This is a genomic window from Sphingomonas sp. NFR15, assembly GCF_900103265.1.
GTDB classification, from domain to species: domain Bacteria; phylum Pseudomonadota; class Alphaproteobacteria; order Sphingomonadales; family Sphingomonadaceae; genus Sphingomonas; species Sphingomonas pollutisoli.
Genome location: NZ_FMWX01000007.1, coordinates 1 through 12322 on the forward strand (window position 1 = coordinate 1; position 12322 = coordinate 12322).

Genomic DNA, 12322 nt, shown 5'->3' on the forward strand with positions numbered 1-12322 from the left:
AGACGACATCCTGCAGCATCGCCTTGTCGAGGCTCAGATCAGCCACCAGCCGCTTGAGCTTGGCGTTCTCCTCCTCAAGCTGACGCAGCCGGCGCATCTCCGACGGCATCAGACCCGCGTACTTCTTGCGCCACGCATAGAACGTCGCCTCGCTGATCCCCGTTTTGCGGCACACCTCGCCGACGCTCGTCCCATCCTCCGCCTGCTTCAACACGAAGGCGATCTGCGCCTCCGAAAACTTCGACCTCTTCATCGCTCACTCCGCTTCCCTGGCCCTTCTCCATAACTGGAATTTTCCAGCTCAAAACGGCCCAAGAAACGGGCAGCAGGTCACGTCCAAGGGATATTCGGTGTCTTCCGCGAGGAGGTGGCCGATCTGAGTGAGCAGGCTTTGCGTCTCATCGTTTGCCACGGCTAATCCCTTTACATGCGTTTGGGAGCTTCAGACTTTCTGGTCGACAGTTGATCGTGAACAAGACGTCCACGGCGGACGTCGCTTCGACATGCCGACTCCTGTCCCTGAGCGTCCGGAACATTTGGGCAACATTGTCCAGCCTGTCAATTTGCGTGCGGCGATCGATCGGCGTGGCTAACGTATGACGCCGTCGTAAAGGAGGATCGCCATGCTCGTCACCACCACCGAGAACGTCCCCGGCCATGCCGTCCGTGCGACGCTCGGCCCCGTGTTCGGGGTCGTCGTGCGCAGTCGTGGGCTGGGCGGGAACATCACCGCGAGCCTGCGCTCGATCGTCGGCGGGGAAATCCCCGAATATACCCGGCTGATCGAAGATACGCGCCGTCACGCGATCGACCGGATGGTGCAGAACGCGACGGTGATGGGCGCCAACGCCATCGTGATGATGCGGTTCGACTCGGGCGAGATCGCGCAGTCGATGAACGAGGTGGTCGCGTATGGCACCGCCGTCATCCTCGATCCGGCGCCCGAGTGATGCTGCGCGTGTTCGTGACGGTGGCGGCGATGGTGGCGTTCACCGTGGCGCTGGTCGTGGCCGCGTTCGCGCTCACGCAATGGCCGGCGGTGATCTGGACCGGGGCGGTGCTGGCGGGGGTGGTGTTCGAACGCGCGCGCTATGGCGCGGCGCGCGAGCGGCCGGCGGATGGCGACTGGCGCGAAACGCCGGAGCGGTTCATCGATGACGCGTCGGGCAGGGTGATGGTGGTGTGGGTCAGTCCGAGCAGCGGCGAGCGCCGCTACGTCCTTGAGGGCGACTCTGTTAATGCACCTGCGAATGAATTGCAATAATAAGCTACGCGGGGAATCCTTTAGCGGTTGCCCTCGCGCGCAATCCGGCCTAAGCCGCGCCGCGTCAGATGGCATAAGGCCGCGCGCGCGGCCCGTAACGATCCGGAAAGGATGACAATGGCCCGCAAGAAGATCGCGCTCATCGGCGCAGGCAATATCGGCGGCACGCTCGCCCATCTCGCCGCGCTGAAGTCCCTTGGTGATATCGTCCTGTTCGACGTGGTCGAGGGCGTTCCGCAGGGCAAGGCGCTCGATCTCACCCAGTGCGCGCCGGTCGAAGGCTTCGACGCCAAGATCATCGGCACCAACGATTATGCCGATATCGCGGGCGCGGACGTCATCATCGTCACCGCCGGCGTTGCCCGCAAGCCGGGCATGAGCCGCGACGATCTGCTCGGCATCAACCTCAAGGTGATGAAGTCGGTCGGCGAGGGCATCAAGGCCAATGCGCCGGACGCCTTCGTGATCTGCATCACCAATCCGCTCGACGCGATGGTGTGGGCGCTGCGCGAATTCTCCGGCCTGCCGCACGAGAAGGTGGTCGGCATGGCCGGCGTGCTCGACTCGTCACGCTTCTCGGCGTTCCTCGCCGAAGAGTTCCAGGTTTCGATCAAGGACGTCACCAGCTTCGTGCTCGGCGGCCACGGCGACACGATGGTGCCGGTGATCGAATATTCGACCGTGTCGGGCATCCCGATCCCCGATCTCATCAAGATGGGCCGTTCGACGCAGGAGAAGATCGACGCGATCGTCAAGCGCACGCGCGGCGGCGGCGGCGAGATCGTCGCGCTGCTCAAGACCGGCTCGGCTTTCTACGCGCCCGCGACCAGCGCGATCGCGATGGCCGAGAGCTACCTCTACGATCAGAAGCGCGTGCTGCCGGCGGCGGTGCATCTGACCGGCCAGTACGGCGTCGACAACCTCTATGTCGGCGTGCCCTGCGTGATCGGCGCGGGCGGCGTCGAGCAGGTCGTCGAGATCGCGCTTTCGGACGAGGCCAAGGCCAACCTCGACGTTTCGGTCGATGCGGTCAAGGAACTGCTGGTCGCCTGCAAGGCGATCGACCCCTCGCTCAATTGATTGACCTCCGGCGGCGCGGAAGCTCTCCGCGCCGTGTCCTCGTTTCAGGGAAAAGTGCCGCATGAGCATTCTCGTCGACAAGAATACCAAGGTCATCACGCAGGGCATGACCGGTGAGACCGGCAGCTTCCACACGCAGACCGCGCTCGCCTATGGCACGCAGATGGTCGGCGGCGTGACGCCGGGCAAGGGCGGCACCACCCATCTCGACCTGCCGGTGTTCGACACCGTGCTCGAGGCCAAGACCAAGACCGGCGCCGACGCGTCGGTGATCTACGTGCCGCCGCCCTTCGCGGCCGATTCGATCCTCGAGGCGATCGACGCCGAGATCCCGCTGATCGTCGCGATCACCGAAGGCATTCCGGTGCTCGACATGGTCAAGGTCAAGCGCGCGCTGTCGGGTTCGAAGTCGCGGCTGATCGGCCCGAACTGCCCGGGCGTGCTGACGCCGGGCGAGTGCAAGATCGGCATCATGCCGGGCAACATCTTCTCCAAGGGCTCGGTGGGCGTTGTTTCGCGCTCGGGCACGCTTACCTATGAGGCGGTGTTTCAGACCACCAACGCGGGTCTTGGCCAGACCACGGCGGTCGGCATCGGTGGCGATCCGGTCAACGGCACGAACTTCATCGACGTGCTCGAACTGTTCCTCGCCGACGATGCCACCCAGTCGATCATCATGATCGGCGAGATCGGCGGCTCGGCCGAAGAGGAAGCCGCGCAGTTCCTGCGTGACGAGGCCAAGCGTGGCCGCAAGAAGCCGATGGCTGGCTTCATCGCGGGCCGCACCGCGCCTCCCGGGCGTCGCATGGGCCATGCCGGTGCGATCGTCTCGGGCGGCCAGGGCGGCGCCGAGGACAAGATCGCGGCGATGGAAGCCGCCGGCATCAAGGTGGCGGACAGCCCCTCGCTGCTCGGCGAGACTTTGGTCGCGGTGCTGAAGGGCTAACCCTAAACCCTTCTCCCCTTGTGGGAGAAGGTGGCCCGAAGGGCCGGATGAGGGGGATAGGCGGTACGTCCGTTCCCCCTCACCCTCCCAAGCTTCGCTTGGGCCCCTCCCTCTCCCACAAGGGGAGAGGGGAAGAAGGACGAAGACTATGGGCTACGAAGGCCAGGATTTCGGTGATATCGCAGCCGGGGTGAGCCCGGCGTTCATCGAGACGCTCTACACGCGCTACAAGACCTCCCCCGAAAGCGTCGAGCCGGCATGGCGTGGCCTGTTCGACGGTCTCGACGGCATCGCGCAGAACCCGAGCTGGGAGCGTGCGAGCTGGCCGCTCACCAGCACCGACGATCTCACCGCGGCGCTCGACCCGACGCAGATGGAAGCGGCTCCCAAGCCCGCCAAGGGTGGCGCCAAGCCCGCCGCCGCGCCGGCCGCCGCACCCGCTTCGCAAGCCGACATCGTCCGCGCCGCCGCCGATTCGATCCGCGCGATGCTGCTGGTCCGCACCTACCGCGTGCGCGGTCACCTCGCCGCGACGCTCGATCCGCTCGGTCTGTCCTCGCGCGAACTGCCCGCCGACCTCACGCCGGAATATCACGGCTTCTCGGGCGCCGATCTCGACCGCAAGGTCTATATGGGCGGCACGCTCGGCATGGAATGGGCGACCGTGCGCGACATCGTCGCGACGCTGCGCGCCAATTACTGCGGCAATGTCGGCCTTGAATATATGCACATCGCCGATGTCGAGGAGCGCCGCTTCCTCCAGGAGCGGATGGAGGGCCAGGACAAGGCGATCGAATTCACCGAGATCGGCAAGAAGGCGATCCTCAACAAGGTGATCGAAGCCGAGCAGTGGGAGCGCTTCTGCGGCAAGAAGTACGTCGGCACAAAGCGCTTCGGCCTCGACGGCGGCGAGAGCATGATCCCGGCGCTGGAAAGCGTCATCAAATATGGCGGCGCGCTTGGCGTGCGCGAGATCGTGTTCGGCATGGCGCATCGCGGCCGGTTGAACGTGCTGTCGAACGTGATGGCCAAGCCGTTCCGCGTGATCTTCCACGAATTCGGCGGCGGTTCGGACAATCCCGACGATGTCGCCGGTTCGGGCGACGTGAAATACCACCTCGGCACCTCGACCGACCGCGAGTTCGACGGGATCAGCGTGCATATGTCGCTGGTCGCCAACCCGTCGCACCTCGAGGCGGAAGATCCCGTCGTCCTGGGTAAGACGCGCGCGATCCAGACGATCTCCAACGATCTCGAGACGCACACCGCCTCGCTGCCGGTGTTGATCCACGGCGACGCCGCCTTCGCGGGGCAGGGCATCGTCTGGGAGTGCCTCGGCTTCTCGGGCATTCGCGGCTACAACACCGGCGGCTGCGTCCACTTCATCATCAACAACCAGGTCGGTTTCACCACCTCGCCGCAGTTCGCGCGGTCATCGCCCTATCCGTCGGATGTGGCGAAGGGCGTGCAGGCGCCGATCTTCCACGTCAACGGCGACGACCCCGAGGCGGTGACTTTCGCGACCAAGATGGCGATAGAGTTCCGCCAGCGCTTCCACCGCGACGTGGTGATCGACATGTGGTGCTACCGCCGCTTCGGCCACAACGAGGGCGACGAGCCGGGCTTCACCCAGCCGCTGATGTACGCCAAGATCCGCCAGCATCCGCCGGTCAGCGAAATCTACGGCGAGAAGCTGATCGCGCAGAAGGTGGTCGATCGCGCTTGGATCGACAATACGGTCAGCGAATTCACCACCTTGCTCGAAGGCGAGTTCGAGGCGGGTGCCTCGTACAAGCCCAACAAGGCGGACTGGTTCGCCGGACGCTGGTCCGGGCTGCACGCGCCGGCCGATGCCGAGACCGCGCGGCGTAGCGTCGAGACCGGCATCGAACAGAAATTGTTCGACTCGATCGGGCGCACCCTCACCACGGTTCCCGAGAACATTACGATCCACAAGACGCTCGCGCGCGTGCTCGACGCCAAGCGCGAGATGTTCAAGAGCGGCGCGAATTTCGACTGGGCGACCGGCGAGGCGCTCGCCTTCGGTTCGTTGCTGTCCGAGGGCTATGGCGTGCGTCTGTCGGGGCAGGACTCGGGGCGCGGCACGTTCAGCCAGCGGCACGCGGTGTGGACCGACCAGACCGACGAGCACAAATACCGCCCGCTCGAAACAATCCCGCACGGCCGTTTCGAGGTGCTCGACAGCCCCTTGAGCGAATATGGCGTGCTCGGTTTCGAATATGGCTATGCGCTCGCCGACCCGAAGACGTTGGTGATCTGGGAAGCGCAGTTCGGCGATTTCGCCAACGGCGCGCAGATCATGATCGACCAGTTCATCGCTTCGGGCGAGAGCAAGTGGCTTCGCGCCAATGGTTTGGTGATGCTGCTGCCGCACGGCTACGAAGGGCAGGGGCCGGAGCATAGCTCGGCGCGGATGGAGCGTTTCCTTCAGCTTTGCGCCCAGGACAACATCCAGATCGCGAACTGCACCACGCCGGCCAACTATTACCACCTGCTGCGCCGGCAGATGCACCGTCCGTTCCGTAAGCCGCTGGTCGTGTTCACGCCCAAATCGCTGCTGCGCCACAAGCTCGCGGTGTCGAAAACGGCCGACTTCCTCGGCGACAGCCACTTCAAGCGACTGCTCTCCGATCCTTCGGCGCCGGCGGATGCCGATGTAACGCGGCTGGTGCTCTGTACCGGCAAGGTCGCCTATGATCTGATCGAGGCGCGTGACGCCGCCGAGGACAAGAACACCGCGATCGTCCGGGTCGAGCAGCTCTATCCGTTCCCGAGCGAGGCGCTGACCGCGCGGCTCAAGACCATGCCTAACCTCGAGACGGTGGTGTGGGCGCAGGAAGAGCCGAAGAACAACGGCGCGTGGTTCTTCGTCGAGCCGTTCATCGAGGCATGTCTTGGCGCGGCGGACAGCCCGGTCAAGCGGGCGCGCTACGCCGGCCGCGCGGCGGCGGCATCGCCCGCGACCGGGCTGATGAAACGCCATCTCGTCGAGCAAGGTGCGCTCGTCGCCGAGGCGCTCGGCCACAATGTGCGCGGTGAAATTCGCCGCGCGCGAAAGAACTGACGCGGCGGCCGCCCCTTCGCCGGGGCGGCTGCCGATGGGTGAATGTGCGCACGCGACCCAGTGCGCGAACTGACCCCGGCCGCAGCCGGGAACGAGGAAGATAGCGATGGCAACCGAAGTCAAAGTCCCCGTTCTGGGCGAATCGATCACCGAAGCGACGCTGGGCGAATGGCTCAAGAAGCCGGGCGAGGCGGTCAAGGCCGACGAGCCGATCGCCAGCCTGGAGACCGACAAGGTCTCGGTCGAAGTGCCGTCGCCGGTCGCCGGGGTGATGGGGGAATGGGCGGTCAAGGTCGGCGATACCGTCGAGGTCGGCGCGATGATCGCGACGATCGAGGCTGGCGACGGTTCGGCCGCCGCCAAGCCGGCCGCAGCCCCCGCGACCGCCGGCCAGCAGGCACCCGCGCAGCCGAGCGACACGCCCGCCGCGCTCTCGCCGTCGGTGCGCCGCGCCGTGCTCGAAACCGGAGTCGATCCGTCGAACCTCAAGGGCACCGGCAAGGACGGCCGCCTGACCAAGGACGACGTGCTCGCCGCCAAGCCGGCCGCCGCGCCTGCCGCCGCCGAGCCGCTGCCGGTCGCGCCCTCGGTCGCCGCCGCGACCGGCCGCAAGGAAGAGCGCGTCCGCATGACGCGGCTGCGCCAGACGATCGCCAAGCGCCTCAAGGACGCGCAGAACACCGCGGCGATGCTCACCACCTTCAACGACGTCGACATGACGGCGGTGATCGAGGCGCGCGCCAAGTACAAGGATCTGTTCGAGAAGAAGCATGGCGTCCGGCTGGGCTTCATGGGCTTCTTCACCAAGGCCGCGACGATGGCGCTCAAGGACATCCCCAGCGTCAACGCGTCGATCGAGGGCGACGAGATCGTCTATCACGATTACGCCGACATCTCGGTGGCGGTGTCGGGTCCGGGCGGCTTGGTCGTGCCGGTGATCCGCGACGCCGATCAGATGTCGGTGGCGCAGATCGAGAAGACGATCGGCGATTTCGGCAAGCGCGCCAAGGACGGCACGCTCAAGATGGACGAAATGAAGGGCGGTACCTTCACCATCTCGAACGGCGGCGTGTTCGGCTCGCTGATGTCGACCCCGATCATCAACCCGCCGCAGGCGGCGGTGCTCGGGCTGCACCGCATCGAGGAACGTCCGGTGGTGCGCGACGGTCAGGTCGTCGTGCGGCCGATGATGTATCTCGCGCTCAGCTACGATCACCGCTTGATCGACGGCCGCGAGGCGGTGACCTTCCTGGTCGCGCTGAAGAACGCGATCGAGGACCCGACGCGCATTCTGATCGACCTGTAACTATATAGACGTCGCTCCGGTGCCAAAATGTCTTTGGGGCCGGAGCCGCTGCGCGATGTGGCGCAACACCATTGGCCGGCCCCGGCCTTCGCCGGGGCGACGGAGAAGTTAAATGGCTGAATTCGACTATGACGTTCTGGTGATCGGGTCCGGCCCCGGCGGCTATGTCGCGGCGATCCGCGCGGCGCAGCTGGGTCTGCGCACTGCGTGTGTCGAGAGCCGCGAGACGCTGGGCGGCACCTGCCTCAACGTCGGCTGCATCCCGTCGAAGGCGATGCTGCATGCGTCGGAATATTTCGACGCCGCCGCGAACGGCGCGATGGCCAAGCTCGGCATCAAGGTGACGCCCGAACTCGACCTGCCGACGATGCACGCGCAGCGGATCGACGCGGTCAAGCAGCTCACCGGCGGCATCGAATATCTGTTCAAGAAGAACAAGGTGACGTGGCTGAAGGGTCGCGGTGCGTTCGTCGATGCGCATACCGTCCAGGTCGGCGAGCAGACCGTCACCGCCAAGGACGTGGTGATCGCGACCGGATCGTCGGTGACGCCGTTGCCGGGCGTGACGATCGACCAGAAAGTCGTGGTCGATTCAACCGGTGCGCTCGAACTTCCCAAGGTGCCCGCGCATCTCGTCGTGATCGGCGGCGGCGTGATCGGGCTCGAACTGGGGTCGGTGTGGCGGCGGCTCGGCGCGAAGGTGACGGTGGTCGAGTATCTCGACCAGATCCTGCCGGGCTTCGACGGCGATGTCCGTAAGGAAGCCAATAAGATCTTCCGCAAGCAGGGCATCGAGTTCAAGCTGTCGACCAAGGTGACGGGCGTCACCGTCGAGGGCGACAGTGCGACGCTGACGGTCGAGCCAGCCGGCGGCGGCGCGGCCGAGACGATCTCGGCCGATGTCGTCCTGGTGTCGATCGGCCGTAAGCCGAACACCGACGGACTCGCGCTCGAGAAGGCCGGTCTCGCCACCAACGCGCGCGGGCAGATCGAGATCGATCACCGCTTCAAGACCGCGGTCGATGGCGTGTGGGCGATCGGCGACGTGGTGCCGGGGCCGATGCTCGCGCACAAGGCCGAGGACGAGGGCATCGCGGTCGCCGAGAACATCGCCGGGCAGACCGGCATCGTAAACCATGACGTGATCCCGTCGGTGGTCTATACGTGGCCCGAGATCGCGGGCGTCGGGCTGACCGAGGAGGTCGCCAAGGAACGCGGCGAGATCAAGGTCGGCAAGTTCCCGATGCTCGGCAACAGCCGCGCCAAGACCAACCACGAGCCGGACGGCTTCGTGAAGATCATCGCCGACGCCAAGAGCGACCGCGTGCTCGGCGTGTGGTGCATCGCGAGCGTTGCCGGCACGATGATCGCGCAGGCCGCGCAGGCGATGGAGTTCGGCGCGACCAGCGAGGACATAGCTTACACCTGCCACGCGCATCCGACCCATTCGGAAGCGATCAAGGAAGCGGCGATGGCGGTGCGCGGCAAGCCTATTCACATCTAAGCGCAGCTTAGATGTGAATCGAGAGGGCTTGCCCGGCCGGCGGCGCTCCAGCGCCGGCCGACGACGCGGGCTCTGCCCGCGGCGCTGCCCATCTTGACGTCGCCCCGGCGGAGGCCGGGGCCGGTCACTGGCTTGGCGAGCGATCCGCCCGAAACATTGCGGCCCCGGCCTTCGCCGGGGCGACGGGTGGTGGCGCTACTTGGTGTGCACGTCTAGACTTGCCCCATGCATCCAGCGCTCCCCTGGCAGGTCGGTTCGATCCTTCCCTGGCTCGATCTGTTCGGGATCGCGGTGTTCGCCAGCACCGGCGCGCTGGCGGCGACGCAGCGCAACCAGACGCTCGTCACCGCGACCTTTTTCGCGCTCATCACCGGAGTCGGGGGCGGATCGGTGCGCGATCTGCTGATCGGCGTGCCGGTGTTCTGGGTGCATGATCCGCTCGTCGCGGGCGTGTGCCTGGGGGTGGCGGTGCTGGTGTGGTGGACGCCGGCGCGCTGGTGGAGAGGCGCGACGCTGGCGTGGCTCGATGCGGTCGGGCTGGCGGCTTATGCGGTGTTCGGCGCGGCCAAGGCGCTCGCGTTCGGGGTGCCGCCAATCCCGGCGGCGCTGATGGGAGTCGTTACCGCATGCGTCGGCGGGATCATCCGCGACGTGCTGGCGGGCGAGCCGTCGATCCTGATGCGCCCGGAACTCTACGTGACGGCGGGGGCGCTGGCGGCGGGGTCGCATGTCGCGCTGGTCGTGCTCGGCGCGCCGCCGACGATGGCTGCGCCCGTCGCGGCGGTGGCGGGGTTCGCGCTGCGCGCGGCGGCGATCCGCTGGCGGATCGCGCTCCCCGCGTATCGGCGCGATCAGGCGACGCCGACGCCGCCCGAGAGATAATCCATCTTGCCGATGCCCACCCCCTTCATGCGCAGCAGCGCATAAGCGGTGGTGACGTGGAAGAAGAAGTTGGGCAGCGCGAAATCGGTGATGTAACTGGCCCCGGTGAAGGTGAGTTCGCTGCTCGGCAGCTTCAGGACGACCTCCGCATCCTCGCGTCCGTCGAAGCCGGCGGGATCGACGCTGTCGAGATAGGCGAGCGTCCGCGCGATCCGCGCGCGCAGCTCGGGGAGCGTCGTTTCGTCGTCGGCCATCGGCAGCGCGGGCGCGCCGCCCACGCGCATGGCGGCGAACTTGGCGGTGTCGCATGCGATCTGCACCTGACGCGGCAGCGGCGGCATGTCCTCGATCAGCCGCGCCTCGAGCAACGCCTGCGGATCGATGCCGCAATCGCTCGCCTTGACGAGCAGGTGATCGAGATTCTTGAGGCCACGCACGAAGATCGGCACGGATACGGTATAGAGGCTGAGCACGGATCGATTTCCTTCCTCGCGCGCCTTGAACCGTCCGGCGGCGCCGCGCCGACATGGGCGCGTGCCGCCGGCTCGGCAAGCGCCTAGTGCGGATCGCGCCGCGGGTTTTCGGGCCGCGCGGGGTGGCCCGGCTCGGGCGGATGCGGCGGATGGGCCTGCGCGCGCTGCGCCAGCGCCTGCTGGCGCTGCTGCTGCGCGGCGGCGTGCGCCTCGGCGCGTTGCGCCTGTTCCGCCGCGCGGGCCTGTGCCGCGCGTTGCTGGGCCTGCGTGCGCTGCTGCTCGGTGGCCTGTTGACGGGCGGCCCGTGCCTGCTGCTGCGCGGCGGCGTGCGCCTGAGCACGTTGCGCTTGTTCGGCCGCGCGGGCCTGTGCGGCGCGTTGCTGGGCCTGCGCGCGCTGCTGTTCGGCGGCCTGTTGGCGGGTGGCCTGCGCCTGTTGTTGCGCGGCGGCGTGCGCCTGAGCGCGTTGCGCTTGTTCGGTCGCGCGGGCCTGCGTTGCGCGTTGTTGGGCTTGCGCGCGCTGCTGTTCGATCGCCTGCCGGCGCTCGGTCTGGGCTTGCTGGCGCTGCTGGGCAATGGCCTGCTGGCGCTCCGCCTGCGCGCGCTGGTCGGCGACCTCGCGTTGCTGGCGCCCCGCCTGCGCCTGTTGCTGCGCCTGCCGGCGCTGATCGAGATCCGCGTGGTGCTGATCGGCGCGTTGGCGCGCGGCTTGCTGCTCGGCGAGGCGCTGCTGTTGCGCCTGCTGCGCGGCGGCGTTCAGCCGCTGCTGCCGCGCGGCGAACTCTTGTTGCTGCTGGATGCGCTGTTGCTGAAGCTGCGCATCGCGTGCGATCGCGGCGTCGCGACGTTGCGCGTCCCGCGCCTGTGCCTGGAACGCGGCCTGCTGCGCGTAGAGCTGCGGCGGCGCGTCGCGACCGCCCTGCTGTTGCCAGCGATCGAAGCGCTGCGCGGCTTGCGCGCGCCGATCGCGTTCGGCGGCGAGTTGCGCGGCGCCTTCGGCATCATGGCTGGCGCGATAGGCGCGCCACGCCGCGTCCTCCGCGCGTGCGCGGTCCCAGGCGGCGCGCTGGCTGGCGATCTGCGCGCGGCGTTCCGCCCATTGCGCGGCGACGACGCCACGGCGTTCGCGCCGATCGGCGGCCACGTACAGCGCTCGCGCACGGGCGTAATACCGGGCGGCGTCATCCGCGCGGCGCTGCGCCTCGGCTGCGTCGAGCGCCCGCCCGTCGCGATAGACGGTCACGACACGCCCGCCCGAATAGCCGTAGCTATATTCGGGATCGCGCACGAGATACGGCGCGTCGTCGCCCGGCTGGTAGTAATAATAGCGATAGCCGCCGTCGACCGGTTCGGCATAGGTGCGGTAACCGCCCGCGACGTCCCAGCCATAGGGCTGGACGCCGCCATCGTAATCGAACGCGTAATCGGGCGGGGCGTCGCCGATCGTGTCGCTGATCCGATCGGCGCGGTCGATCCAGGCGTAGGTGTCCGCCGGCGGGGCGGGCGCGTAGGCGATCCGCCGCGGTATCGGCAGCGCGGCGGCGGCGGGCGCGGTACGGACCGGGGCGGCGGGGCCGCTGACGAGCGGCTGGACCTGCGGCAGCGGCGGCAGCGCCGCGGCGTTGCCGGTCGCGACAGCGGTGCCGTTGTCGGGCGCAGGGGCCTGATCGTTCCGCGTCGCCTGCGGATTGCAGGCGGCAAGCGCCAGCGCGCTCACGGTGATGAACATTTCTCGCGCTCGAAACATCTGTCATGCTCCATCGAAGGCCGAGACGGGCTCTTGA

11 protein-coding genes are annotated in these 12322 nt (G+C 67.4%); 8 read left to right on the forward strand and 3 right to left on the reverse strand.

Features of this window, described 5'->3' with window-relative positions:
• Window positions 1-253, reverse strand: a 253-nt coding sequence (locus BLS81_RS15130; RefSeq protein WP_143023369.1) for a transposase, incomplete at its 3' end; no start/stop codon positions are given.
• Window positions 254-623: 370 nt separating this feature from the next.
• Here BLS81_RS15130 and BLS81_RS15135 point away from each other — a divergent pair.
• From BLS81_RS15135 to BLS81_RS15170, 8 genes are all read left to right on the forward strand, one after another.
• Window positions 624-950: a YbjQ family protein gene (locus BLS81_RS15135; protein ID WP_093225128.1), complete on the forward strand. Its 327-nt coding sequence runs from the start codon at window positions 624-626 to the stop codon at window positions 948-950.
• A complete protein-coding gene (locus BLS81_RS15140) occupies window positions 950-1264 on the forward strand; it encodes a hypothetical protein (RefSeq protein WP_093225130.1) in 315 nt (104 codons plus the stop codon). The genes BLS81_RS15135 and BLS81_RS15140 overlap by 1 nt, the downstream gene beginning before the upstream one ends.
• Window positions 1265-1381: 117 nt before the next feature.
• Window positions 1382-2344, forward strand: a complete 963-nt coding sequence (gene mdh / locus BLS81_RS15145; RefSeq protein ID WP_093225131.1) for a malate dehydrogenase — start codon at window positions 1382-1384, stop codon at window positions 2342-2344.
• A gap of 61 nt (window positions 2345-2405) precedes the next feature.
• A complete protein-coding gene (gene sucD, locus BLS81_RS15150; protein ID WP_093225133.1) occupies window positions 2406-3290 on the forward strand; it encodes a succinate--CoA ligase subunit alpha in 885 nt (294 codons plus the stop codon).
• A 148-nt stretch (window positions 3291-3438) separates the two neighbouring features.
• Window positions 3439-6375, forward strand: coding sequence for a 2-oxoglutarate dehydrogenase E1 component (locus BLS81_RS15155; protein ID WP_093225134.1), 2937 nt, complete (start codon window positions 3439-3441; stop codon window positions 6373-6375).
• A gap of 106 nt (window positions 6376-6481) precedes the next feature.
• Window positions 6482-7681 carry a 2-oxoglutarate dehydrogenase complex dihydrolipoyllysine-residue succinyltransferase gene (odhB, locus tag BLS81_RS15160; protein WP_093225136.1) on the forward strand — a complete coding sequence of 400 codons (1200 nt, stop codon included), beginning with the start codon at window positions 6482-6484 and terminating at the stop codon, window positions 7679-7681.
• 112 nt (window positions 7682-7793) lie between these two features.
• Window positions 7794-9185 (forward strand): dihydrolipoyl dehydrogenase, encoded by a 1392-nt coding sequence (gene lpdA, locus BLS81_RS15165; RefSeq protein ID WP_093225137.1) that lies wholly within the window; start codon window positions 7794-7796, stop codon window positions 9183-9185.
• Between the two features lie 225 nt (window positions 9186-9410).
• Window positions 9411-10067: a trimeric intracellular cation channel family protein gene (locus BLS81_RS15170; protein ID WP_093225139.1), complete on the forward strand. Its 657-nt coding sequence runs from the start codon at window positions 9411-9413 to the stop codon at window positions 10065-10067.
• Here the strand turns inward: BLS81_RS15170 and BLS81_RS15175 are convergent.
• Complete coding sequence (locus tag BLS81_RS15175) at window positions 10037-10540, reverse strand: DUF1993 domain-containing protein (protein ID WP_093225140.1); 504 nt, start codon at window positions 10538-10540, stop codon at window positions 10037-10039. The two genes, BLS81_RS15170 and BLS81_RS15175, sit on opposite strands and share 31 nt — an antisense overlap.
• Before the next feature lie 83 nt (window positions 10541-10623).
• Complete coding sequence (locus tag BLS81_RS15180; RefSeq protein WP_093225142.1) at window positions 10624-12267, reverse strand: hypothetical protein; 1644 nt, start codon at window positions 12265-12267, stop codon at window positions 10624-10626.
• Window positions 12268-12322 lie beyond the last annotated feature (55 nt).